This window comes from Parasphingorhabdus pacifica (genome assembly GCF_054779195.1).
This window is the reverse complement of sequence record NZ_BAAGYS010000008.1, coordinates 503,015-525,490: the sequence shown is the minus strand read 5'-3', so window position 1 is coordinate 525,490 and position 22,476 is coordinate 503,015. Positions and strand designations below refer to the sequence as shown.

Annotated in this window: 21 protein-coding genes and 2 pseudogenes; 13 read left to right on the top strand and 10 right to left on the bottom strand. The window is 66.6% G+C overall.

Features of this window, described 5'->3' with window-relative positions; all coding sequences use genetic code 11:
* Nucleotides 1–482 precede the first annotated feature (482 nt).
* Nucleotides 483–686 (top strand): annotated as a pseudogene (locus ACYVAN_RS14070) (transposase); the annotation flags it as partial.
* Between the two features lie 76 nt (nucleotides 687–762).
* On the opposite strand, the gene ACYVAN_RS14065 reads toward ACYVAN_RS14070, so the two are convergent.
* From ACYVAN_RS14065 to ACYVAN_RS14055, 3 genes are all read right to left on the bottom strand, one after another.
* Nucleotides 763–2,241, bottom strand: coding sequence for a diguanylate cyclase domain-containing protein (locus tag ACYVAN_RS14065; RefSeq protein WP_460959620.1), 1,479 nt, complete (start codon nucleotides 2,239–2,241; stop codon nucleotides 763–765).
* 392 nt (nucleotides 2,242–2,633) lie between these two features.
* The gene (locus ACYVAN_RS14060) at nucleotides 2,634–4,064 is read right to left on the bottom strand and encodes an MFS transporter (RefSeq protein WP_460959618.1); all 1,431 of its coding nucleotides are present in this window, start codon (nucleotides 4,062–4,064) and stop codon (nucleotides 2,634–2,636) included.
* Complete coding sequence (locus tag ACYVAN_RS14055; RefSeq protein WP_460959616.1) at nucleotides 4,061–5,281, bottom strand: M20 metallopeptidase family protein; 1,221 nt, start codon at nucleotides 5,279–5,281, stop codon at nucleotides 4,061–4,063. The genes ACYVAN_RS14060 and ACYVAN_RS14055 overlap by 4 nt, the downstream gene beginning before the upstream one ends.
* A gap of 106 nt (nucleotides 5,282–5,387) precedes the next feature.
* On the opposite strand from ACYVAN_RS14055, the gene ACYVAN_RS14050 reads away from it, so the two are divergent.
* The gene (locus ACYVAN_RS14050) at nucleotides 5,388–6,422 is read left to right on the top strand and encodes an AsnC family transcriptional regulator (RefSeq protein ID WP_460959614.1); all 1,035 of its coding nucleotides are present in this window, start codon (nucleotides 5,388–5,390) and stop codon (nucleotides 6,420–6,422) included.
* Between the two features lie 137 nt (nucleotides 6,423–6,559).
* On the opposite strand, the gene ACYVAN_RS14045 is transcribed toward ACYVAN_RS14050, so the two are convergent.
* Nucleotides 6,560–7,264 (bottom strand): TetR/AcrR family transcriptional regulator, encoded by a 705-nt coding sequence (locus tag ACYVAN_RS14045; protein WP_460959612.1) that lies wholly within the window; start codon nucleotides 7,262–7,264, stop codon nucleotides 6,560–6,562.
* Between the two features lie 57 nt (nucleotides 7,265–7,321).
* Here ACYVAN_RS14045 and ACYVAN_RS14040 point away from each other — a divergent pair, with 57 nt between their 5' ends.
* From ACYVAN_RS14040 to ACYVAN_RS14010, 7 genes are all read left to right on the top strand, one after another.
* The gene (locus ACYVAN_RS14040; RefSeq protein ID WP_460959610.1) at nucleotides 7,322–8,788 is read left to right on the top strand and encodes an MFS transporter; all 1,467 of its coding nucleotides are present in this window, start codon (nucleotides 7,322–7,324) and stop codon (nucleotides 8,786–8,788) included.
* Nucleotides 8,789–8,852: 64 nt separating this feature from the next.
* Nucleotides 8,853–9,398, top strand: coding sequence for an SRPBCC family protein (locus ACYVAN_RS14035; protein WP_460959608.1), 546 nt, complete (start codon nucleotides 8,853–8,855; stop codon nucleotides 9,396–9,398).
* 140 nt (nucleotides 9,399–9,538) lie between these two features.
* A complete protein-coding gene (locus ACYVAN_RS14030; RefSeq protein ID WP_460959606.1) occupies nucleotides 9,539–10,570 on the top strand; it encodes a tyrosine-type recombinase/integrase in 1,032 nt (343 codons plus the stop codon).
* A gap of 70 nt (nucleotides 10,571–10,640) precedes the next feature.
* A complete protein-coding gene (locus ACYVAN_RS14025; protein WP_460959604.1) occupies nucleotides 10,641–11,792 on the top strand; it encodes a hypothetical protein in 1,152 nt (383 codons plus the stop codon).
* Nucleotides 11,793–12,111: 319 nt separating this feature from the next.
* On the top strand, nucleotides 12,112–12,471 hold the full coding sequence (gene cmtR / locus ACYVAN_RS14020; RefSeq protein ID WP_460959602.1) for a Cd(II)/Pb(II)-sensing metalloregulatory transcriptional regulator CmtR: 360 nt from the start codon (nucleotides 12,112–12,114) through the stop codon (nucleotides 12,469–12,471).
* Entirely contained in the window at nucleotides 12,468–13,262 is a 795-nt protein-coding gene (locus tag ACYVAN_RS14015; protein WP_460959600.1) for a cation transporter, read from the top strand. Before cmtR ends, ACYVAN_RS14015 begins: the two co-directional genes overlap by 4 nt.
* Before the next feature lie 160 nt (nucleotides 13,263–13,422).
* Nucleotides 13,423–14,205 carry a DUF4158 domain-containing protein gene (locus ACYVAN_RS14010; protein WP_460959598.1) on the top strand — a complete coding sequence of 261 codons (783 nt, stop codon included), beginning with the start codon at nucleotides 13,423–13,425 and terminating at the stop codon, nucleotides 14,203–14,205.
* Nucleotides 14,206–14,311: 106 nt separating this feature from the next.
* Here the strand turns inward: ACYVAN_RS14010 and ACYVAN_RS14005 are convergent, their stop codons facing one another.
* The gene (locus ACYVAN_RS14005; RefSeq protein ID WP_460959596.1) at nucleotides 14,312–15,130 is read right to left on the bottom strand and encodes a DUF899 family protein; all 819 of its coding nucleotides are present in this window, start codon (nucleotides 15,128–15,130) and stop codon (nucleotides 14,312–14,314) included.
* A gap of 208 nt (nucleotides 15,131–15,338) precedes the next feature.
* On the opposite strand from ACYVAN_RS14005, the gene ACYVAN_RS14000 reads away from it, so the two are divergent.
* Nucleotides 15,339–15,518 (top strand): recombinase family protein, encoded by a 180-nt coding sequence (locus ACYVAN_RS14000; protein WP_460959594.1) that lies wholly within the window; start codon nucleotides 15,339–15,341, stop codon nucleotides 15,516–15,518.
* Nucleotides 15,519–15,583: 65 nt separating this feature from the next.
* Nucleotides 15,584–15,838, top strand: a pseudogene (locus ACYVAN_RS13995) (recombinase family protein); the annotation flags it as partial.
* Nucleotides 15,839–15,983: 145 nt separating this feature from the next.
* Here ACYVAN_RS13995 and ACYVAN_RS13990 read toward each other — a convergent pair.
* Nucleotides 15,984–16,361 (bottom strand): hypothetical protein, encoded by a 378-nt coding sequence (locus tag ACYVAN_RS13990; RefSeq protein WP_460959592.1) that lies wholly within the window; start codon nucleotides 16,359–16,361, stop codon nucleotides 15,984–15,986.
* A gap of 241 nt (nucleotides 16,362–16,602) precedes the next feature.
* Here ACYVAN_RS13990 and ACYVAN_RS13985 point away from each other — a divergent pair, with 241 nt between their 5' ends.
* Nucleotides 16,603–17,421 (top strand): NAD-dependent epimerase/dehydratase family protein, encoded by an 819-nt coding sequence (locus ACYVAN_RS13985; protein WP_460959965.1) that lies wholly within the window; start codon nucleotides 16,603–16,605, stop codon nucleotides 17,419–17,421.
* Between the two features lie 1,371 nt (nucleotides 17,422–18,792).
* On the opposite strand, the gene ACYVAN_RS13980 is transcribed toward ACYVAN_RS13985, so the two are convergent.
* From ACYVAN_RS13980 to ACYVAN_RS13965, 4 genes are all read right to left on the bottom strand, one after another.
* Nucleotides 18,793–19,083, bottom strand: a complete 291-nt coding sequence (locus tag ACYVAN_RS13980) for a 4a-hydroxytetrahydrobiopterin dehydratase (protein WP_460959590.1) — start codon at nucleotides 19,081–19,083, stop codon at nucleotides 18,793–18,795.
* Between the two features lie 144 nt (nucleotides 19,084–19,227).
* Nucleotides 19,228–20,034, bottom strand: coding sequence for a putative protein N(5)-glutamine methyltransferase (locus ACYVAN_RS13975; RefSeq protein WP_460959588.1), 807 nt, complete (start codon nucleotides 20,032–20,034; stop codon nucleotides 19,228–19,230).
* Between the two features lie 256 nt (nucleotides 20,035–20,290).
* Nucleotides 20,291–20,707 carry a PaaI family thioesterase gene (locus tag ACYVAN_RS13970; RefSeq protein ID WP_460959586.1) on the bottom strand — a complete coding sequence of 139 codons (417 nt, stop codon included), beginning with the start codon at nucleotides 20,705–20,707 and terminating at the stop codon, nucleotides 20,291–20,293.
* On the bottom strand, nucleotides 20,704–21,420 hold the full coding sequence (locus ACYVAN_RS13965; protein WP_460959584.1) for a 3-keto-5-aminohexanoate cleavage protein: 717 nt from the start codon (nucleotides 21,418–21,420) through the stop codon (nucleotides 20,704–20,706). The genes ACYVAN_RS13970 and ACYVAN_RS13965 overlap by 4 nt, the downstream gene beginning before the upstream one ends.
* Nucleotides 21,421–21,656: 236 nt before the next feature.
* Between ACYVAN_RS13965 and ACYVAN_RS13960 the strand changes: the two genes are divergently transcribed.
* Complete coding sequence (locus tag ACYVAN_RS13960; RefSeq protein WP_460959582.1) at nucleotides 21,657–22,229, top strand: ASCH domain-containing protein; 573 nt, start codon at nucleotides 21,657–21,659, stop codon at nucleotides 22,227–22,229.
* Nucleotides 22,230–22,476 lie beyond the last annotated feature (247 nt).

Here is a 22,476-nt window from a genome sequence, read left to right as displayed (position 1 = left end):
GAGTTAACGCCACAGCAGCATCGGATGTTCCGCAGCGGAGGGCGAACCCGCCACGGCTGCAGCAGCCGCGAACCGGCCACCCGGTACTTGGCCCCGTGGGAACCTGTGAGTTCGAGCTGGAGAGCGTACGCACCCGGACACCGTGATTCTCGCGAACCACCGGGCTACGACTCTGGCTCGTCTGCCTTCTCACCGGCGGGCGAGCGGTGTTCGGCGGTCCGGGAGGTGAGGATGCGCAGCCTGTCGTGGCTGGGGGTCTCGGGTTCGGCGGTCCAAGTGATCAAATGCTGGTCAGGATCGGTCGCGCAGGTCAGCGTGCCCAGTCGAGGGTGAGGCCGCCGGCGACCGATGGTGCAGGGCCTTAGTGCCGATGCGTTGGGTACTCGCTGCACGGGTCGGTACGGCACCAGTGTCCCGCTGGTGCGTCAATCGGGTGTCGGCCAGCCTCGGCAGGGCCGCAGCGTTGTTGCCGCGGCCCTGCGGTGAAGCGTTGGCCCGGTGTTGATGATGTCGTGCTCGCACGCCGACAGCGGCATGCGACCGTGGTCATGGACGCGGCAAGCCATCCTCGCATCGACGTGCTGCCCGATCGCCTGGCTGAGAGCGTGGGTCTCCTGGCTGCGCGAGCGTCATGATGTTCGCGTGGTGTGCCGTGACCCGCCTCCTACGCGGAAGCCATTCGTCGGGGCTCCGGTGCCAGCTGTGACTTCCCCGCATCACGAAACTCTCCCCTCATTCCTCGGCCGGAACCGGGAGCGATGGCTAGGACGTTCCGGTATCGATGCTGAAACCCTTCCGTCCGGTGCGTTTCGCCCGGTACATGGCAGTGTCAGCTCGAGTGAGCGCTTGGTCCGGGGTGTCGCCGGCAATGAGTGGCACGTACCCGAGGCTAACGCTGATTACGTATGAGTGGTCGCCGAGGTGTTCGGGCTCCTGCAGCGTTGACTGGATTCGCCGGCCTAGATTGTGCGGGTCATCGGGAGCGGGATCCAGGAGAATAACGAATTCGTCGCCACCGACGCGGGCGAGCAGATCCGTTCGCCGGATGCAGTCTTTGATGCGAGCCGCGACAGTGCGCAGAGCGGTGTCTCCGGCCTCGTGGCCGAGCATGTCGTTGAATTCTTTGAAGTGGTCCAGGTCAGCATAAATCAATCCGAGGTCATGTGGTTTCCGCTGAGAGCGCGACAGTGCTCTCTCCAGGTTGAAAAACAGCAAAGTCCGGTTAGCTGCGCCGGTGAGGGGGTCATGTGTCGCCTGGTGGGCCAGTTGCCGGTGGGCGGCATACAACTGTCGCAAGGTTACGAGTTGCCGGAGGACGACCAGAACAACCACGCCGACGAGGAAGTAGATCTCGCCGACATTGGCGTGTCCGGTTCGTGCGGAACTCAGGATGGTGAACGCGCATACGGCGGTCAACGGGACGTAGGGCAGGAGCAAGAGTGGGACCTGAGGAACTCGTCGCGAAAATCTGCGCTCAGGCGTGACGGCGGCCACAAACAGCAGTACCGGCCCAACCATGAAGCCAATGTCCGCCGTGGGAGGTGGGAGCGTTCCGTTGCTGATCGCATAAACGTAGGCTGCTTCCGTAAACCCGATGGCGATGAGACCACTCATGAGCCAGACCAGCGGAATACGCCACATGCTCTGCAGTGTCACGGCGAACAAGATTGCGATGACGATCAGCACCAGGTTGGCCATCGTGTAGGACACATCCAGTAACAATCTCCCCGCGGTCGGGCTTCCGGCACGCAGAACTGCGCTGAACGTGATCTCCCAGGTTAGTGCCAGGAGGCTTCCGCCAATAATCAGCCCGTCGAGTACGAGTGCCATGCGCGGCGACGCCGTATCATGATGTTTGAATGTGGCCCTCTCATTTTTTGCGACGCTCAGCAAAGCGAAGAAGGCGAAAATTGGCAGGGCCAGATAGAACATGTTTTGAGTATTGGGGAACGGCGTCGTGTGGTGTTCGACGGTGCGGTACCAGGTCCAAAACGCTTGGCCCGTTGTCTCCCCGGCGAGGCCCAGGGCCATCATCCATCGCCACCGCCGCTCGTCACCTGGCTGGCGCCACCCGGTCCAGGCGAAGGCCGCGGTAGCCATGACGGCAGTCAGCAGACCCGTCAGGTCAGCCACCAGCCGGCTCACCGCGGTATCGACGAGCCCGGATACCACCAAGGCAATGGCAGCAACGACCACGACGGCGATACCGACCGCCGTGAAACGCCATCGCTGACCCGTCATATCCGACCCTAGACGTCGCCAGAACGGTCAGACCTCCACCAGGACAAACGACGCGTGCGTCGCGAGTCCATGATCCACGGACGTGCACCCGATAGCGAGATAGATCATGAGAATCACTCCAGGGCACACGAACACGATGACGCAGAAATCCCCGCCCGTCCGAGAGCCCCGTAATCCTACATCTGAAGGGGGCGGACAAACAGTCAGTCCGCAAAGCTGATCGGGGACCGATAGGTGATCGACATTCCCTGGAATTCGGCGTCACCCGCCCCACCATCTATCGCCATCTCAGCGCTGACTGATCACCCATCAGCGAAGCAGTCTCGCTACTCTGCGGCTCGCGGGAGCTTCGGTGTTCCCGGGCGCCCGTTCCAGTACCCAGGTACGGAGTGTCACGGCGTGGTTCGGTCGCCTGCGACCCTTGTCGGCTCGGCGCTCTGCAGATCTTCGAGACTCCGCCCAGCGGTGCGTAGGCCGAACCCCGCCAGGAGCACGGTGCCCAGCAGCAGGATTGCGCACAGCATCGTGAAGACCCCGCCGAAACCGAGGTCAGCGTAGAGGTAGCCGATCGCCACCGGCGCCAGAATCGCTCCGACACGAGCCGTCGCGCTCGCCTGGCCCATGCCGGTAGCCCGGCTGGCGGTGGGGTAAACCTCGGCCGTGTAGACGTAGATGGTGCCGCCAGCTCCGCTCATGAAGAACGACAAGGCCACCGTGAAACAGAAGATCACCACGCTGCTGCCCGCGGCGCCCAGACCGGCCGCACAACCGCCGCTGATCACGAGGAAGACCACGATGGTCCACTTGCGATCCAATCGATCACTGACCGCGGCGGCCACGTAGTAGCCAGGAATCTGAGCGACAGCACCCGCGAGGCCGAAGGAGAAGCTCTCGGTGATCGTGAACCCCTTGAGCACGAGGAGCGTGGGCAGCCAGGTTGAGTAGCCGTAGTGCGTCGCTTGGTAGGTGAACCACAGCACGCACACCACTGCCGTGCGCCCGGCAAGTCCCGATCCCCACAGGCCGGCGAACTGCCGCAACGCGTTGCGCCTGCCCGGCACGGGCTCGTGCCCGCGCTCACCGCGTTCGCTCGCGGGCACGGGCTCGACCGATACCCCGGCGCTGGCTGCTTCCCGCTCGAACCGTTCCACGATCTCGTTGGCTTCGGCCAACCGTCCTCGAGCCACGAGGAAGCGCGGAGATTCCGCGAGGTTGCGCCGCCACCACAACAGGAGCAGCACCGGCGCAGCTCCGAGCAGACAGGCAATGCGCCAGCCCGGTTCCGGATGGGGACTGATCACGACGACTGAGGTCAACGCCGCGAGCACGTACCCCACGCCGAGGAAGATCATCGTATTGCCGGCGTTACGACCTCTGCTGCGGGCGGGCAGGAATTCCGAAACGTAGGGTATGAGCGTGGCGGCTTCCGCGCCGATCCCGACGCCGCTCAGCACCCGCCAGACGATGAGCTCACCGGGATCGGAAGCCGTCGCCGCAGCCAGGGTGAACACGACGTAGACCAGCAGTGCGTACATCAGCACCCGGCGACGGCCGATCCGGTCCGCCAGCACCCCGGCGATCAAGGCTCCGACCAGGTAACCGATGAACACCGAGGACAGTAGCCAGCCGGCCAGAGCCGACTCGATCGACCACAGGACGACAACAGCCGAGGCCACGTAGCCGAGCAGCACGCCGTCGTAGCCCTCGAACAGCCACCCCATCCCACCCTGCAACATGACTCGGCGATGGGGCTTGGTCAGGGGGAGGCGGTCGAGACGAGCGAGGAGTTCGGTGCCCGTGGGAGGTGGAGACGATGTGGTCACAGGTGCCTCCTCGAACCATCGTCGGCGGGCTGCGCGAGTTGGCGCAGGGCCAACTCTGCGTAGACGACCGCGCCATCGGCGAGGACGGCGTCGTCGAACGACGCCAACGGGGAGTGGTTCGGCGCCGCTGTCGCGGGATCCTGCTCCGTCGGTGCCGCGCTCAGGAAGACCATCGCGCCCGGCACCTCGGCGAGGATTCGGGAGAAATCCTCCGAGCCGGTGAACGGGCGAGCCACCTCTCGGAAACGGTCGGCACCGAACAACTCGGTAATGATGTCCGTGGTGAAGGCGGTCTGTTCCTCGGCGTTCACCGCAACGGGATACTCGGGTTCGTAGTGGATCTCGGCGTCCACACCATGGCCGGCGGCCACGGCTTCCACCAGCCGTATCGCCTGCTTCTCGACTTGGCGGCGCACGTCCGGGTCCAAGGTTCGGATGGTTGCCTCAAAGCTCGCCTGATCAGGGATGATGTTGCGGCGGGTTCCGGCGTGCAGCGATCCCACTGTCAGGACGGCGAATTCGAACGGATCGATCTCCCGGGTGAGCATCGTCTGCAGGGCGGTGACCATCTCGCAGGTCGCCGGGATGGGATCTCGCGCATGGTGTGGTGCCGAGCCGTGACCGCCACGACCTCGAACGGTCACGTATAGGCCGTCCGAGGCGGACATCAGCGGCCCGGGTCGGGTCACGAAGGTGCCGCGCTCCCAGTGGGCGGACAGTACGTGCAGGGCGAAGGCAGCACTGGGTTGCTGCCCGGACACGTCCAACACCCCCTCAGCGATCATGTGGCCGGCCCCGTCGCACCCTTCTTCGCCGGGCTGGAACATGAACACGACATCGCCGGTCAATCGATCGCGGCGCGCGGCGAGCAGCCGAGCCGCCCCCACGAGCATCGCGGTGTGCAGGTCGTGGCCGCACGCGTGCATCGCTCCCTGGTTCACCGACCGGTACGGCAGGTCCAGTTTCTCGGTCATCTCCAACGCGTCCATGTCGGCCCTCAGCAGAACCGTTCGACCTGGCCGACCACCTCGTAGCACCGCGGTCACCGACGTGAGGGCGTCGCCGGTCGTGATCTCCAGCTCGAGCCCGTCGAGTGCGTTGAGGACTTTCGCTTGCGTCTTCGGCAACTGCAGGCCGATCTCCGGCTCCTGGTGCAATGCGCGTCGCAGCTCGACCAGATCGCCCCACAGCCGCTCGGCATCGGTACGGATGGTCATCGCGTCTCCTCTCCTCCGATGCGCGAATGATGTGGCAGCGCGCCGCGAACCTGGTCGAATACCGATGAATCCGTCATGATCCCGGGTTGTGGTAGAAGGATCGGTCATGCTCGAGGAGTCGGACCTGGCGCTCATCAACGCGTTGCAGATCTGGCCGCGGGCGCCGTGGTCGACAGTGGCCCGATCGCTCGGCATCAATTCCCCGGATGCGGTGGCGCGACGGTGGCGACGACTGGCCGCACGAGGTGACACATGGATCACCGCCTACTTCAGCGCCCAGTTCAGCAGCGACTACTGCATCGCGATCGTGACGCTCGGGTGCGTGCCGGGATGCAAGGAAGACGTCGCCGATGCGTTGACGCAAGACCTGTGCTGCGTCTCGGTGGAGATCACCGCGGGTGCCCAGGACATCGTTCTCACCGTTGTCACGCACGATCTCGAGGGGCTCAACAACTACCTCCAGCGGCGCGTCGAGCAGATGCCGGGGCTGACCGCCACGTCGACCTCGCTGGTCACCCGCCTCTACAGCGAAGGGATGCATTGGAGGCTGCGCGCCCTGGGGGCTTCCGCGCACGCCGAGCTGGCGCGGGGTTTCCAGCCCGGTCGTGACCACGCCGCCACCAACCTCGACAAGCTGGATCGACGACTGGTCCGGCTGCTGTCGGCCGACGGTCGCACGTCTTACGCGGAACTCGCCGAAGGCGTCGGAACCAGCCCGGCCACCGCGCGCCGCCGCCTCACCGCGATGCTGCGATCACGGATGTTGGCACTGCGATGTGAAGTGGCCGCACCACTCGTCGGTCTCCCGGTCACGGTGACGCTGCGGGGACGGGTCGCGCCGGACCGGGTCGACGAGGTCGCTGCCGGGCTGGCGGGATTACCGCAGGTCCGGCTATGCGCAACTCTCACCGGCGAACACAACCTGCTCGCCACGGTGTGGCTGAGCTCGATCAATGCGGTCCAGCGACTCGAATTATCATTGGCGCGCAGCTACCCGGTCCTCGAAGTGCGCGACACCCTCGTGAACCTGCGGACGCCGAAACGTATGGGTCGATTGCTGGATCAGTCCGGCCGTGCGCGGGGCCACGCGCCGATCGTCCCTTGGCCCCGCGCCACACCGATGGACCCCGGCCGCAACTGACTGAGAAGATCCGCGCCCCGGCGTGAATCGGCAGCGCGAGGTCCCCGAAGTGAGCTACCACCACGCCCGTGCCGAGCGAGGTGGCGACAGCTGCGGTTCTCGACAAGGGGTGGACCGACCACGGAGACCGCCAACCGCTACGGGCTCCCCGTCGACGAACCAGCGGACTCGTCGCCAACCCGTGGCCGCTCGGCCAGGAGCTCAGGCGGGGGCTCAGGCGCATGCGAACGCGAACTGGGCCCGTCGACGAACAGGCGATCGAGGTGGTAGCCCAGCACTTCCATGGCTTCGGCAGGGGTGCGCTGACCGATCAGGACGCTTGTTCCCAAGCCGTGGTTGAGAGTCGTCATCCTCGCGGCTTCGATCGCGACGTCGCGATCACCGTCGAGATCACCGGCTTCCTGCGCTCGACGCAACACCGCTGCGATCTCCCTCTCGAAGTGGTCGGGACCTTCGACGAAGGGGTGCTCGGCCAGTTCCGCGTCTGTCATGGCGAGCACCGCGTAGGAGGTCCACACGAGGTGGAACGTGCGGCTCGCCTCGTCGGTGGGCAGCGCCTCGGCCAGGAAAGTCTCCAGGTAGGCGCGCGCGGCCGGGGGATCGTCGAGCTGGTCGAGCCGGGCGTTCCAACGTCGGTCACTGCGTTCTTCGAGGTAACGCAGCGCGGCGTGCATCAGGCGCGCCTTGGTGTGGAAGTAGTACTGCACGAGTCGCACGGACACGCCCGCCTCGGTGGCCACCGCGCGCATCGTGACCGCGTGCAGGCCCTCGCGGGCCACGACCCGGAGCACGCCGTCGATGATGTCGGCTCGTCGTCGATCGTGATCAACCCTTCGTGGCATCGCACGCCCACCTCCTTTGTGATACGTATGTATCACAAAAGCTGGGGTGGAAACGAGGTGAACAGGTTGGTGCCGCAGCGCGCCACAGGTGCTTCTCCTCATGCGGAGAACTCCGGGCGGGCCAAGACCGGGTCGCTGGTGATACCGGTACTGGCTTGCGCAACGCAGTTCATGGTCGTGCTCGACATATCGGTGGTCAACGTGGCGCTGCCGACCATCGAACGCAGCCTCGACTTCGCCCCACCGGACCTGCAGTGGGTGGTCAACGCCTACACACTGATCTTCGCCGGACTGCTGCTCCTCGGTGGGCGCCTCGCGGACCTCTACGGTCGCAAACCGGTCTTCTGCCTGGGCACCGTGCTGTTCTCGGCCGCCAGTCTCGCGGGCGGTCTGGCCGTCGACCCGGGCATGCTGGTGGCTGCCCGCGCGATGCAGGGGTTGGGTGCGGCGATACTGGCCCCGGCGACCCTGACGATCCTCACCACCACCTTCGCGGAAGGACCCGCCCGCACGCGCGCACTGGCGGCCTGGGCAGCCGTCGGGATCGCCGGCGGTACGGCGGGCAACCTCATCGGCGGGGTACTCACCGAATACCTCTCGTGGCGGTGGGTTCTGCTGGTGAACGTGCCCATCGGCGTTCTCGTCGTCGTACTCGCAGTCCGATACCTGCCCGGTGAGCGCCCGAAAGCGCGCGGACCGCGACTCGACGTCACGGGGGCGGTACTGGCGACTGCCGGCCTGGTGGCGCTGACCCACGGCATCACCCAAATCCGGGCGCACGGTGTGCACGCCCCGGCGACAGCGCTGCCGCTGCTCATCGCGGCCGGGTCCCTGACCGCGTTCCTCCTCGTCGAAGCCCGATTCGCGCGAACACCGCTGATGCCGCTGCGGCTGTTCGCGAGCCCCTCGATCTCGCGGGGCAACATCGTGATGCTGTTGGCCGGTGCCTGCCTGAATCCGATGTGGTTCTTCCTGACGTTGTTCATGCAGCAGGTCTTGCACTACGGGCCACTGCAGACCGGTCTGGCTTTCCTGCCGCACACGCTCGTGGCCATGCTCGTGGGTACTCGGGTGACGCCCTGGTTGATGGGCCGCCTCGACAACCGAGTATTGATCGTGGTCGGGGCACTGGTAGCCGCGGCCGGATTCGCCTGGCAGAGCCGCATCGGCCCGAACAGCGGGTACATGCTGGGCATTCTCGGTCCGGCAGTGGTGTTCTCCACCGGCAGCGGATTGTTGAACACGCCGATCACCACCACGGTGACCTCGGGCGTGGACAAAGCCGATGCCGGGGCCGCATCCGGACTGATGAACACCACCAAGCAGATCGGAGGCGCGCTCGGACTCGCCATGCTCGTCGCGCTCGCCGGACCGGATGTGAGTGCGGTTCAGGGCGCTGCCGGATACGGCCGAGCCTTCCTGGCCATCGCCGTGATCCTGCTGGCCGTGGCTCTGGTCGCGATGACCTTGCCCGCGGGCGCGGACCGACGAACCGGGGACCGAACGTCCGAGATCGTTGGATAGGCTCGCGCCGCTGAGATCACCGGGCATCCGTACGGACGCCCGCCGTCAGCTCCAGGTAGGTGCTGTGCGCTACGCCGACGGTCCGAGCGTTCGCTGCGAGGAACACATCCCCGCCCCGCCCGAAAAGGTGTGGGAGCTGGTGACCGACATCGAACTACCCGCTCGACTCAGCCCGGAACTGCAACGCGTGGAATGGCTGCGGGACGCGAACGAACCTGCGGTCGGCGCAGAATTCATCGGCCACAACGAACATCCCGCACTGGGGACGTGGTCGACGATCTCCCGAGTGGTCGAACTCGATCCGCACCGCGTGTTCGCGTGGGCGGTACTCAGTGCCGACCCGGCATTCGGTGACGACCCCGGCTCCGAGGCGAAGGCCGATACCGACGCCGAGATCGACCCCATGGCCACGTGGCGCTTCGAGCTGGAAACCGTGCCGGGCGGCACGCGACTGTGGCATTCGGCGTGGTTGGGGCCGGCGCGTTCGGGTTTGAGCCTGGCCATCGATCGGATGCCGGAGAAGGAAGGGAAGATCGTGGCCACCCGGATCGCCGAAGTACGCACCGGGATCGAGACCACCCTCGCCGGGATCAGGAACGCCGTCCAATAGCGGACTCGGATGCGAGGAGACCGGCCACAGTACAGAAGGATGTGGCCGGACGCGGGACCGATAGCACGGTGGCCGGACGCCTCGCTGGTGCGGTGGGGACCACTGCGGCCGTGCCCGTGGTTCTGTCATGATCACCGGGGTTGACGGAAGGTCGGACGGGAACCGGGGCGATGATGGAGCAGGCAGCCGACCACGCCGAGTTGGTTCACAACGAGCAGACGAAGGTGCTGGCGGCCGAAACCAGAACGGGCCACACGGTGTCCGGCCTTGTCTCAGCATGGCTGGGGTCGTTCACTGACTCGGCAGCCACCAGGGCCGCCTATGCGCGGGACTTGCGGGAATACCTGGAGTGGTGCACGCGCCGCGACCTGGAACCGCTGGAAGTGCGACTTCCGGAGGTGCAGATGTACGGCACCGAACTGGCCGCGGCGACCAACCCACGCACCGGTCGTCCGTTAGCGGCCCCCACCCGTGCTCGCAAGCTCGCTTCGGTCTCGAGCTGGTACACGTTCCTCGTGCGCGCAGGTGCGATCGATGCGAACCCGGCACGAGATGCCGCCAGGCCCCGCTACGACCGACAGCACTCACCGACGGCCAGCGTGTCGGAATCACAGGCATCCGCGATTCTCGATGCCAGCCGCGGCCACGAGCACCGCACGTTGGGCGCCCGGTGCGCTGCGCTGGCGATGGCGTTGCTCATCGACCTGGGCGTGCGGGTGTCGGAGCTGTGCAACGCCAACCTGGGCGACCTGGGCCAGCGCGACGGAGTGCGGATCCTGACGGTGTCGATGAAGGGCGGGAAGGTGCGCAATCGCCCCATCCCCGCGCAGCTGGCACCGTTGCTCGACGACTACCTGACCGAGCGTCCCCGCGGTAGCGATGCGTTGCTGGTGACCCGCAGCGGAAAGCGCGTCAACCGACATCAGATCTATCGGCTGGTGCAGAACATGGCCGAGCAAGCCGGTGTGCCGATGCCGAATCGGATCACACCGCACTCGATGCGACACGCGTTCAACACGATCGCTCGAGAGCGGGGAGCGGCGTTGGAGGATCGACGCGACGCGTTGGGACATTCCTCGGCGGCGGTCACGCAGTTGTACGACCACGTGGCGTTGTCGTTGACCCGGGACCCGGCGCACGTGGTGGCCGCCGCGACCGGTTCCGACGAGTGACCGGTCCGGGGTTCGTGTCCGGGGCCCGTGTGGTCGGCAGGGCATGCGGCGCTGTTGGTAACTTCCGAACATGAGTGATCAGCAGGAGTCCGGACAGGTCGGCGAAGGCGGGTGCAAGTTTCCCGGCTGCACGCGGCCGGTGGTGCGCACAGGCGGGCCAGGTCGACCGTCGGAGTACTGCGATCTTCCCGAACACACCCGGTGGCGAGCGTGGAAGGAACGGCAACGGCTGGATGCCGAGCAGTCGGACACCGCCACTTCCGCCACTTCCGCGGTCGCAGTGACGAATCCGAGTTCGACGCCGGCTCCTCGGCTGCGCGCCGAAGAACTGCTCCGGCACTACCGTTCCCTGTCCGAGCAGCTCTCCCGCAATCTGCGCAACGCGATCGAGGAACTCAACGGCATCGCCGACCCCAGTGCGGCCGAAGCTCAAGTGCAGGCGGCACAGGCCGAGGCCGCGCATCGGGTCGCCCAGGCCGAACACGCCCTGGCCAATGCCCAGCAGCAACGACGCGAAGCCGAACAAGCCCGCGCCGCCGCCGAAGCCGCGGCCACCGACGCGGCCGAGACCGCCGAAGCGGCGAAGACCGAAACAGAGACCGCCCGCGAAGAGCGGGACAACGCGATCGACGAAGCCCAGGAGGCCCGCCAGCGGGCGATCGACGACGCCGAAGCCGCCCGCAACGAAGCCGACGTCGCCATCGCCGCCATCCGACGTGAGACCGACGACGAGATCAAACGAGTCCGCGAAGAGGCCGAGCAGACTCAGCACGAAGCGAACGAGGAACTCCAGCGGACCCGCGAGGAGACCCAAGAACAGCTGACCGCGCACACCCGCGAGCGAGATGAAGCCGTGCAGCGGGCCACTCGCGCCGAAGAAGCCTCCGAGCAGGCCACCACCCGGCTCGACGAGGTCAAGACCGAGCTGGCGCAGGCACGCGAGCAGGCCCAGCAGCACCTCGACGAACTCGCCCGGATGCGCCGCAGCCACGCCGACGAGCTCGCCGAAGCGCGCGCGGAAGCAGGCAGATCGCTACGGCAGGCCGAAGAATCCGCCGCGCAGCGGTTGGCCGCGGTGGAAGATGCCCGTACCCAGGCACTCACCCGCGCCGAACGCGCCGAGCGGCAGCTCGACGACGCGCTGGCCGAACTGCGCACCCTCCGCGAGCGCCCACCGGAACCGGCACCGACGAGCGCGGACCCTGCCGAACCCGCGAGCTGAACAGGTCGCGCAGGCGTGGTCAACGCGGCGCCACGGCGGTCGCCGAACCCGCGCCCTAGGTGCCCGGCGGGGGACAGGCCGAGGTCGTACCCCGCCGGGCACGCGAGCTGGGGCAAGAACAACAACATAGCCGCCTGGGCTCCCATGGCCGGATAGCAGAGCACGGGCGGGAGCCATCTTGGTGTGGGGGAGGAGCTGCTTGTGGATACGCGATCCACACCAAGCCATAGACTACTCGGTTGCGCACCCAGGTCGACCACGTTCGCCGCCGGGCGGTCGCCTTGGACTTCAGTTCAGTATTCGCTGTACAGTTTTGGGTATGTTGACGTGTGAGACTCGCGAGGCGGTACTGGCCCGTCTGGGACGGGCACTGGCCGACCCCACCCGGTGCCGGATCCTGGTACGCCTGCTGGACGGGGCGCATTACCCGGGCCGACTGGCCGACGAGCTGGGCCTGTCCCGCTCGAACGTGTCGAACCACCTGGCATGCCTACGCGGCTGCGGGCTCGTGGTCGCCACATACCAGGGTCGGCAAGTGCACTACGCCCTCGCCGACCCCCACCTCGCCCACGCGCTGAGCGAAATGGTGCAGGTCGTGCTCGCGGTCGAACCGAGCGAAACCTGCGCGGAGGAAGACACACCCACCACCGCCGAGACCGAGGAGGTCGCGCCACGATGACCGAAGCCTCCTCCCGGCGCGATCCGGCCGCCGACACCATGGCCGAGACCGCATGTGCGGACGGCTGCTGCACACCGGAACAACCCACCGCTTCCGAGGACACCACCACGACGGGACCGGATGCGGCCCGGCAGGCGGTACTGTCCCGGCGCATCCAGCTACTGGTAGCGGCCACCATCGGCTACAACGTCATCGAAGCGGTCGTGGCGATCACGGCCGGTATCGGTGCCTCCTCGACAGCGTTGATCGGGTTCGGACTGGACTCCGTCATCGAGGTCGCCTCCGCGGCGGCGGTGGCCTGGCAGTTCTCCGCCGGCGACGCCACACTCCGCCAAACCCGAGAGCGCACAGCGCTGCGCATCATCGCAGTGTCCTTCTTCGCACTCGCCGCCTACGTCACCGCCGAGTCGATCCGCTCCCTGGCAGGTGGCAGCAGCGCCGAGGAATCGACCGTGGGCATCGTGCTGGCCGCCCTCTCATTGCTGATCATGCCCGGCCTGTCCCTGACCCAGCGGTTCACCGGCCGCGCGCTGGGTTCGGCCAGTGCGGTGGCCGACTCCAAGCAGACCCTGCTGTGCACCTACCTGTCCGGGGTACTGCTCGTCGGACTGCTGGTCCACAGCCTGTTCGGCTGGTCCTGGGCCGACCCGATCGTCGCGCTGGTGATCGCGGCCGTCGCGCTCAAGGAAGGACGCGAGGCCTGGCGCGGCGACGCCTGCTGCGCACCGACCACAGCTCTGATCGGCCACCCCCACACGCCCGACGACTGCTGCGAGCACGACGAGTCGTAGCGCACCGGGGCCACCCGCTCACTTGGCGGGGGAGAACGCCGCCCACCAGATCAGTGCACCTGATCGCCGCTCACTGGCCCTGTACTCCTGAAGCTGTCCTGAGCCGCAAAGTAACGGAGGCTCGGGCGTGGGTGTGAACGATGATCGATAGCGTGCGCCTGTGCAACGTGAGTGGGCTTCGGATGAGCTGGTTGAGTCGTGGACGCTGGTTGGCGACGACTGGCGCTTGGTGGGCAACAAGTCCGGAGCGACCCGGCTCGGGTTCGCCCTGCTGCTGAAGTTCTTCGAGATCGAAGCGCGGTTCCCGCGGCATGCCGAGGAGGTCCCGCCGCAGGCGGTCGGCTACGTCGTTGAGCAGGTCGGTGTGGATGCCGAGGAGTTCGGTCGCTACTCGTGGCGGTCCCGCTCGATCGAGTATCACCGCGCCCAGATCCGTACCGCGTTCGGCTTTCGTGAGTTCTCTCGCGGTGATGAGGACAAGCTGGCTGGGTGGTTGGCCGAGGAGGTCTGCCCGGTGAGCTGCGTGAGGACCGGCTGCGGCAGGCGGTGTTGGTGCGGTGTCGCGCCGAGGGGATCGAGCCACCCGGACGGTTGGACCGCCTCATCGGTTCGGCCCGTTCGACGTTCGAGCAGCGGTTTTGCCTGCGCACTGTCGAGCGTCTATCAGCGTAGTGTGGCTGCGCTGGAGACCCTGGTCGCCGAGGACGACTCCGCGGGGCGGGGCCTGTTGGCGGAGTTGAACGCCGATCCCGGCCAGATCGGGTTGGAGACGGTGCTGGCCGAGATCGACAAGTTGACGGCGGTGCGCCAGCTGAGGCTGCCGGACGGGTTGTTCGCCGACGCCTCGGAGAAGCTGGTGGCCGTCAAACCCTGCTGCTGCAAAACGTCCTCGACAGCCCCGGCTGGGACGAACTCCTCGGCCCTCACGAACGCCGGGCGCTGAGCCCGCTGTTCTGGTCCAACATCAACCCCTACGGGCGCTTCCGCCTGGACATGAACACACGCCTCGACCTTCCGCTCCCGTCCCGCTGAGGGATCCCCGTTAGTGACTAGTGGGGTCCAGGTGCCGTCCCCGCCCCAGCGGTTCCGAGGTCGTCCGAGCGTCCGGCTTCGAGTCGTGACCACTGGGCGGTGGGACGTCCGTTGGTCCGGTATTGGTCTTCGTTGACCTCCCACCCGATTGGCCAGCCCGCAGGCGAGTCTTCCCAGGCCTCCTGTCGCCCGTAGATGGTCATGTCCAGCAACGCCCAGCTGTAGTCCATCGCCTCCACGCCGCGGCCCTTGGTCCAGTAGGTCTCGAAGACGCGATCGCCGTCTCTTAGATAGCACACCAGGTGGAACAAGCCGATTTCGCGACCGACGAGGAGCGCATCGAGGGAGGGCTGTGCTGAGTACCACGGCATGTCCCAGCCCATGAAGTCGCGGTAGCGGAGGCTCTCGTCGTAGCTCACCCGGGGATCGGCCCCGCCGACGGCGACGTTGCGGCCCTGGCAGAAGACTGCGTAGGTGGCGTCGCGGGAGTGCAGGTAGGACAGCTCGCCGACCTGGCTCGTATACACCGTGCAGCCCTCGCACTGCTCGACAGCGGGCCGGCCGGGGTTCCACATGAAGTAATAGGCGACGAGCTGCCGGCGACCTTCGAACGCGTCGAGCAGGGTCAGCGGCCCGTGAGGCCCGAGCAGCTCGAGGTTGGCGTCTACCTCGACCATGGGCAGACGCCGTCGGGCCGCCGCGATCGCATCACCCTCGCGGGTGTGCGCCTTCTCCCGCACGCGCAGCGCATCCAGTTCGGCCTGGAAAGTGGCCCGGTCGACCACGGTTGGCAGCGCCGGCGCATCGTAGTCTGTGGTGTTCTCATGATCAGTCATGGTCTTGCTCACTCGTCGATTCGTTTGTGTTCGCAGGTGGCCATGGTGACGGGTCCACGTCACCGCCGCACCGTGTACGAAACCGAACCCCTTACGTACACCCGGCGATCAGTGGTGTGACTCGCCGCGACCTCGACCAGCGACGTTGCAGATACCCCGTACGGTGAAAATTCCGGTCGTCGGGGGATAAGACGTACGCTCGCGCGCCATGAGCGCCACGATCATCGGCTACGCGCGCTGCTCCACCGACAAGCAAGACCTCACCGCCCAACGCCAACGCCTGACCGAGCTCGGCGTCGCCGACGAACGGATCTACCTCGACCACGGCCTGACCGGTACCACCCGAGCCAGCCCTGGTCTCGATCAGGCACTCGCCGCCGTCCACTAGGGCGACCCGCTCGCGGTCCCGAAGCTCGACCGACTCGGCCCGATCGGTGCCCTGACGCTCGCGCCATCGGCGACTCGCTGGCCGAACGCGGCATCAAGCTCTCCCTCGGCGGACAGGTCTACGACCCGGCCGACCCGATGGGAAAGATGTTCTTCAACATCCTGGCCACCTTCGCCGAGTTCGAAGTTGACCTCCTGCGGGCTAGGACGAAGGAAGGCATGGCCGTGGCTAAGGCCAGGGGGAAGCTGCGTGGCAAGCAGCCCAAGCTCTCGACCAAGCAGCAGCGCGAGCTCGTGCGGATGTACGGCACTGGCGAGTACACCATCGCCGACCTCGCCGAGGTCCTCACCGTCTCCCGCACCACGGTCTACCGCACTCTGCAACGGGACCAGAGCTCCACCAAGGCCCGATGGCCACCGCTTCCCGTTACTTTGCGGCTCAGGACAGCTTCAGGAGTACGGGGCCTCACTCCGAGCGTTGCGGACGGTCGGCCGTGTCCTCCCGAATGTGCTGGGCCTCCTCCCAGTAGCCCTCGGTTTCGGACACGGCCGTCTGCAACACCTGGCGCAGATACCGCAAGTGCTCGACCGCACGATCCAGCGCCATGTGCGGGTGATCGCGCACAGCGTGCCGGTACAGCTCATCACGGTCGGCGCCATCGATCCGACCGACCAGCACCTGGGTGAAGTGATCCAGCGACCCGAGCACCCCCAGAAGCGCCGAGCCGTACGCGGGCCAGTCCAATTGCTCCAAGTCAACACGGGTTTGCTCGGTGGCACTCTGGTCGAGCGCCTCCCGTGCCTGGTAGAGGCCTTCCAACGGATGCTGCGACGACGAAGCCATCACCCCATGTTCCCCCCAACCAGCCGCCGCGGCGACCTCGTGCGACAGCACTTCCCGGCGATGAGTACCAGGGTGGGGAAAGGGAGCACCAAACCACGTCCAGCGGAGGCAAACGGCGCGCCACGCCCGTACAGCGAGCAACACCAGTACGGTCAGCTCGATCCTGGCACCAGATGCCCACCGAACGACTACGAACAGCGCGCACGCACGTGCTTCACCCATCACGGAGGCCCACTTGCTCGTGGCAGTCACCGGCGCCAACGGCAACATCGGGCGCATCCTCGTAGGCGAGCTCACCGACACCGGTCACCAGGTCCGAGCCATCGATCGCACCGCGCCAGCACCACAACCCGGCATCGAGCCTCGACGAGCCGACGCGTGCGACTTCCACCAGCTCCACGACGCCCTCCACGGAGCGGACGCGATCATCCACCTCGCCGGCATTCCGAACCCACTACACGAACCCGATCACACCGTGCACAACACCAACGTCACCGCCAGCTACAACATGCTGGCCGCCGCGGTCCGGTCCCACATCAACACGGTCTGCCTGGCCTCCAGCATCAACGCCATCGGAGGAGCATTCAGCCACCGCGCCCGCTACGACTACTTTCCCGTCGACGAACAGCACCCCACCTACAACGAAGATCCCTACGGCTTGTCCAAATGGATCAGCGAACAACAAGCGGACAGCTTCGCCCGCGCACACCCCGACATGACCATCACCAGCCTGCGGCTCCACGGAGCCACCCCGGACCGCACCAACGCCGCCGCCCAGGCGCCGGACATGGACCAAGCCCTGCTCGTCAACCACCTCTGGGGATACGTGCGAAACGACGCGGCCACCCGCGCTTTGCGCCTGGCACTCGAACGCTCGGGCGGTGGCCACGAGGTCGTCAACCTCGTTGCCCCGGACACGGTCGTCGAGATCGATTCCGCCGAGCTCGCCCGACGCCACTGGCCGGATGTTCCCGTCCGCCGCCCATTTCACGAGAACAGCGGCTTCTACGACTGCGACAAGGCCAGGCGACTGCTTGGATGGACCCACTCCGTGCACTGATCCCCGGCACGGCTCGCGCATTTCCCGGGCGCCTCTTGTGCGAGTTCTTCCTGCGCACCGGTCACACCGAATCGGGAGAGAACCGCGGTGTTCGTCCGAATTGCCGGTTCAGGACAAGAAGCTGGTTCCCGATTCCCGCGGGGAACCGACGCTGCATCGCGAACGCACAGGGGAGCGGTGCCCGACCGTAGGTCTGGTTTGTGTCGCCTCGGGGGAGGGCACGGCCGTCAGCCACGCGCGACCGCGGAGGCGAAGCACACGCCCGGCCGCGGCGTTCACGGAGCCTCGGCCGGAGCAGCCGACCGATCGAGCAGGCGAGTAGCCGAGCACGAAAGTCCCAACATGAACATGTTTGGTGGATAATCTTCATTATCCACCAAACATGGATGCGAGTCCTGTTCGAGACCGGATAGGGGTCCGGGTGAGATGCCACTTGCCCGGAGTCGGAACCCGCTCACAGCGAGCCACACACCGACACTTCACGATCCGGCCGTCGACCGCACCGCGCTGACGTCGATTGAATGGCCGACGATGCCGCCAGCGTCGATTCGTTCCGGTCGCGACAAGCCGACCATGATCATCAGCTTCACTGGTCGGCGTCCTCAGCATGCGAAACCCTTCGGCCTGACCCTTCCGGCTCAATCCGTCACAGTGACGCTAAACAGCGAACCGGCGAGTGGGCCCGATGCGGGAAACAACTGGCCGTCAGGAACCGCGAAGCAATCAAGCGGCGCAGATGTCGACGACCATGAGACGAAGAGCATCCGGACACCCGCACGATGACATCCGTCAACCGGTCGATCAGCAGCCGGCTTTGCGCTTTCACGAGACATTATCGATGTCGCCCCGGCGCGCGGCATGACGACCGACGCACCTGCCACGCAGGCCCGTCACACCGCGAAACCGCCGACAGAGCAACCCCTTTCTCGGGTTATCGCAGGTCTCCAAAATGCCGATAATGTACATTATGTTAAGTAAACGATTATCGGCTCGCCCCGACCACTTCCCCGATGCACCTACCGGACGCAGCAGACTACGTCGGTCTCGACGTGGGTTCGAATGGCGGACGGCGCCGGTCGAATACATCGGCCCCCGCAGCCCGGGGATCGGCTATTAGCCCAGTGGTTCATCGCCGTGCCGTCGGCGGAGGCGCACACCCGGCTACGTCTTCGGTCCGCCGGGCTGATCTCCCGCCGAGCCATGGCGCGCCCCCACTCCACTGGTGTGGTGGGGCCCGGACCCTCCACGAGGCTCGGTTGAAGAGTTTGCCGGGCGGAACGGATTTGCCGTTCCGCCCGCTTCCGCTTGTTCGGGCGCGCGTCCGGTCCGATCTCGCACGTTCCAGTGTGGACTGTCCCGTTCAGCGGGTCGTCAGTCCTGGTGCAGGCTCTGGATGCGTTCGGCGAGTACGAGGTCGTTCTCGGTCACTCCACCTTCGGAATGGGTGGTGATGCGGACCGACAGCATCTTGTAGCCGTGCACGCTCAGGTCGGGATGGTGATTCGCTTCGTTCGCGAGATGTGCGATCGCGTTCGCGAACGTCATCGCCGAGAGGAAACCCTTGAGCTCCCAGGTCTTGTGGACGGTCCCCTCCGAGTGTTGCCAGCCGGGTAGTTCGGCCAACCGGTTCTCGATGGTGATTTCGTCCAGCAGCTCAGGCATGGACCCTCCGTTCTGCGCATGATCGATGTGTCCGGAGCGATGTTCTCACGTGCCGGGGCTGCAGGCTCGACACCGCAGCACCAGTTCCTCGGGGTCCGCTCCCCTGCTCGTGTGCGCTTCGGGAGGATCCCCCACCACATGCGACTAGTGCGAGCGGTTCCCCGATCCTGCCGGGCTGGTGCCGATGACCAGTGTGGCGTCGAATTCGTCGGAGGTGACCGTACGCGCGTGCAGACCGTGCCGCGTGAAAGTTTCGATGAGCCGCGGGACCTGCTGCTCGCTGGATTCGACCAGAAGGTGACCGCCGGGTGCGAGCCACTGCGGGGCCATCTCGCTCACTTTCCGGTGCACGTCCAACCCGTCCGAGCCGCCGTCGAGGGCTCGGTTGGGCTCGTGCAGACGCGCCTCCGGTGGCATCGTTGCGATCGCTTCGGTCGGCACGTAGGGAGCGTTGACGACCAGGACGTCGACGCGGCCTCGCAGCGTGGTCGGCAGCGCGGCGCAGAGATCACCTTCGTGGACGTGTCCCTGGGTGGTGATGTTGCGGCGGGCGCACCGCACCGCGGCGGGGTCGATGTCGGCGGCGTGAAGTTCGATGTTGGCGAGAAGCGTGGCCAAGGCGGAGCCCACCGCGCCTGTACCGCAGCACAGGTCGACCACGAGGCTGTTCCGGGGTGCGAGTGCGGCTGCCTGGTGGACGAGGAATTCGGTCCGGCGGCGAGGGACGAACACGGCGGGTTCCACGGCGATGCGCAGGCCGCAGAAGTCGGCCCAGCCGAGGATGTATTCGAGAGGGGTGCCGGCGGCGCGTTGGTCGACGAGGTTGGTGAGCTCGTTCGGTGTGCGTGCCGCGGCCAGGAGCAGCCGCGTTTCGTCTTCGGCGAAGACGCACCCCGCGTTCCGCAACGTTGTGGTGATCTCGGTTGCGGTGGAGTCGGTGAAAGCTGACATGAGCGCACCTTCCTGGGTGCCCGACGAGGTCTCTCGGCGCACTTCCTCCGGGCGATGGTCGCAGAGCGGAACGCGTCCGGAGCGGGTGGTGGTCCGTGTGCCGTCGCGGGTTCCGAGCGCACCGATGCGGGCACCGCTCCCCTCGCCTGGCTCGCTTCGGACGGTTCGAACCGCTCGTTTCTCCGTCGTGGAATGGTCTCGGTCCTTTTTGGGCCGGGTGCACTGCGGGAACGACGTCGTGGTGGTGGCCCGGTGGTCAGGGACGGGTGGGGACGATCGCCTGGGTTTGGCTGGTGTGTCCAATACGGTGTTGCCGGTCGTCGAACAGTTCGGTGTGGATGGCGATGGTGGTGCGTCCGACGTGCAGCGGGCGACTGATCGCGTGGAGCACGCCGGAGGGCATCCCGCGGAAGAAGTTCGTCTTCGACTCGATGGTGGTTGTCGTGGTGCATTCGGGCAGGTTGAGGTAGGCGCAAATGGCCCCGGTGCTGTCGGCGAGGGTCATCAGTGCGCCTCCGTGCAGCATCCCGCCCGCGGTGCAGCGTTCGGCTTTCCACGGGAGGTGTCCGCGGACTTCGTCGTCGGCAGCGGAGTCGAGCCGGATGCCGACTGCTTCGGCGAAGGGCATGGTTTCGAGGAGCTGGGTGAGCTCGGTGGTGGGTAATGCGGTCATCGGTTCTCCATGAGGGCGTGGGCAGCGCTGACGAGTTCGGCGTTGTCGGCGGCGATCTGCCCGTCGGGAAGTAACACGGTGTCTTCGAGGCCGATGCGGATGTCGAGCCTGTTCCGGTGTGCCATTCGCAGCACTGGCCATGCGCCTGCGGCTCGCCCGTGGAGCAGGATCGGTGTGGTTGCCGGCTGTAGTCGTTGCAGGAGGGCTTCGGCGGTGGTGGTTGCACCTCGGGCGGTGAGGTCGGCGGTTTCGGCGAGCAGGCGCAGAACTTTCGGTCGAAGGGGGCTTTTCAGGAAGCGTTCCGGGGCGTCGGTGCCGGAGTGGATGCCGGCTTCGATGCCGATACCGCGGTCGAGGAGGGTTTCGGCGACGTGTTCGGCTCCTGGTTCGTGCCAGTCGACCGAGGCGTGGTCGGGCAGCATGGTCCAGGTGCGGATGGCCGCGACGCGTTCGTGCGGGTCCGGGGCTGTCCATGTGTCAGTGGTGATGCCGACGGGGACGCCGGGCGCGGCGGCGCGGACCGCACGCAGCGCGGCGGCCACGATGTGTGGGTGGAGGCTGTCGACGCCATCGTTGGATTTGGGGTGGATGTGCAGGGCGGTGGCGCCGGCTTCGATGCTGGTGGCGGCTGCTTGTGCCAGGTGTTCGGGGCGCACCGGTAGGTGGTGGTGCTCGCGTGGCGATCGGGCGCCGTTGAGGCATGCCTGCAGCATGTGCCGATTCTGCCCGGGTGAGGCGAGTTGTGGGAACTGGATGTGTGGATTCGCCTGGTGCTTTGGCGGAATGGGTGTCGCGGAGGTGGGTGTCGTCGTGCCGCTGTTGTGGTTCGGGTGGTGCTGTGCCGCGGTCACCTGTCCCCTTCCCCTCTGTTGAAGGGTGCTCCGGTGGGGTGTCTCGGCGTGGGTGGTGCCTGCGAGTCCGTGGTGGTCGTGGTCGCTACCGTGGACGTGTGTTGTTCAGCCAACGGGTGCTGCGCGGTGTGGCGGCCGGTGAAGTGACGGTGGCGTTTCGGCGTTGGAGCAGTCCGCAGGTGCGGGCGTGGACGAGGGTGTCGACGCCGGTGGGGATCGTGCGGGTCGGTGAGGTTCGGGAGGTCGATCCGGATGAGTTGACTTTTTCGGATGCCGAGCAGGCGGGGTTCCGATCGTTGCAGGGGTTGCGGTCGTCGTTGGACAAGCACGGTGCGGGTCGGGTGTACCGGGTCGGGTTGTCGTTCGCGGGCGCGGATCGGCAGCCGTCGCCGGAGCCGGCCGTGTTGGGGTCCGGGCAGCGTGCGGAGATCGACCGGTGGTTGGCGCGCTGGGACGTGTCGTCGTCGCGTGGCCTGTGGACCGTGGAGTTGCTGGAGCTGGTGCGGGATCGTCCGGGTGCGCGGGCGGCCGAGCTTGCGGCGGTTCTGGCGCGGCCGGTGTCCCGGTTGAAGTCGGACGTCTGGAAGTTGCGGGAGCTGGGGTTGGTGGAGAGTTCCGGTGGCGGTTTCGGTCTGACCGCCCGGGGTGTGGCTTACATCGAGGGGCGTTGAGCGGGGTTTTCTCTGACGACCGACCAGGGTGGGTGGTCAGTGGGTGCGGATGATGCCGCGTTCGAGTGCTGTGGGGATCGCGGCGGTGCGGTTGTCGACGTTGAGCTTGTCGTAGATGTGCACCAGGAACGGCTTGAGCGGGGGTGTCGGTGAACTACACCATCACGCGCCGGGCCCCGTCAGGAGTGCTGAATCGGTCCGGCGACACGAGTACTGTGATCCGTGGCGGGGTCGCGCTTCCAGCGGC

What these genes read in the sequence shown, in the direction of transcription:
- ACYVAN_RS14025 (WP_460959604.1), top strand. Translation starts at nt 10,641, where the DNA reads ATGAGTGATCAGCAGGAGTCCGGACAGGTCGGCGAAGGCGGGTGCAAG.
- cmtR (WP_460959602.1), top strand. Translation starts at nt 12,112, where the DNA reads ATGTTGACGTGTGAGACTCGCGAGGCGGTACTGGCCCGTCTGGGACGG.
- ACYVAN_RS14050 (WP_460959614.1), top strand. Translation starts at nt 5,388, where the DNA reads ATGCTCGAGGAGTCGGACCTGGCGCTCATCAACGCGTTGCAGATCTGG.
- ACYVAN_RS14015 (WP_460959600.1), top strand. Translation starts at nt 12,468, where the DNA reads ATGACCGAAGCCTCCTCCCGGCGCGATCCGGCCGCCGACACCATGGCC.
- ACYVAN_RS13990 (WP_460959592.1), bottom strand. Translation starts at nt 16,361, where the DNA reads ATGGCTTCGTCGTCGCAGCATCCGTTGGAAGGCCTCTACCAGGCACGG.
- ACYVAN_RS14055 (WP_460959616.1), bottom strand. Translation starts at nt 5,281, where the DNA reads ATGACCATCCGTACCGATGCCGAGCGGCTGTGGGGCGATCTGGTCGAG.
- ACYVAN_RS13965 (WP_460959584.1), bottom strand. Translation starts at nt 21,420, where the DNA reads ATGCTGCAGGCATGCCTCAACGGCGCCCGATCGCCACGCGAGCACCAC.
- ACYVAN_RS14045 (WP_460959612.1), bottom strand. Translation starts at nt 7,264, where the DNA reads ATGCCACGAAGGGTTGATCACGATCGACGACGAGCCGACATCATCGAC.
- ACYVAN_RS13970 (WP_460959586.1), bottom strand. Translation starts at nt 20,707, where the DNA reads ATGACCGCATTACCCACCACCGAGCTCACCCAGCTCCTCGAAACCATG.
- ACYVAN_RS14000 (WP_460959594.1), top strand. Translation starts at nt 15,339, where the DNA reads ATGAGCGCCACGATCATCGGCTACGCGCGCTGCTCCACCGACAAGCAA.
- ACYVAN_RS14005 (WP_460959596.1), bottom strand. Translation starts at nt 15,130, where the DNA reads ATGACTGATCATGAGAACACCACAGACTACGATGCGCCGGCGCTGCCA.
- ACYVAN_RS14065 (WP_460959620.1), bottom strand. Translation starts at nt 2,241, where the DNA reads ATGACGGGTCAGCGATGGCGTTTCACGGCGGTCGGTATCGCCGTCGTG.
- ACYVAN_RS13980 (WP_460959590.1), bottom strand. Translation starts at nt 19,083, where the DNA reads ATGCCTGAGCTGCTGGACGAAATCACCATCGAGAACCGGTTGGCCGAA.
- ACYVAN_RS13975 (WP_460959588.1), bottom strand. Translation starts at nt 20,034, where the DNA reads ATGTCAGCTTTCACCGACTCCACCGCAACCGAGATCACCACAACGTTG.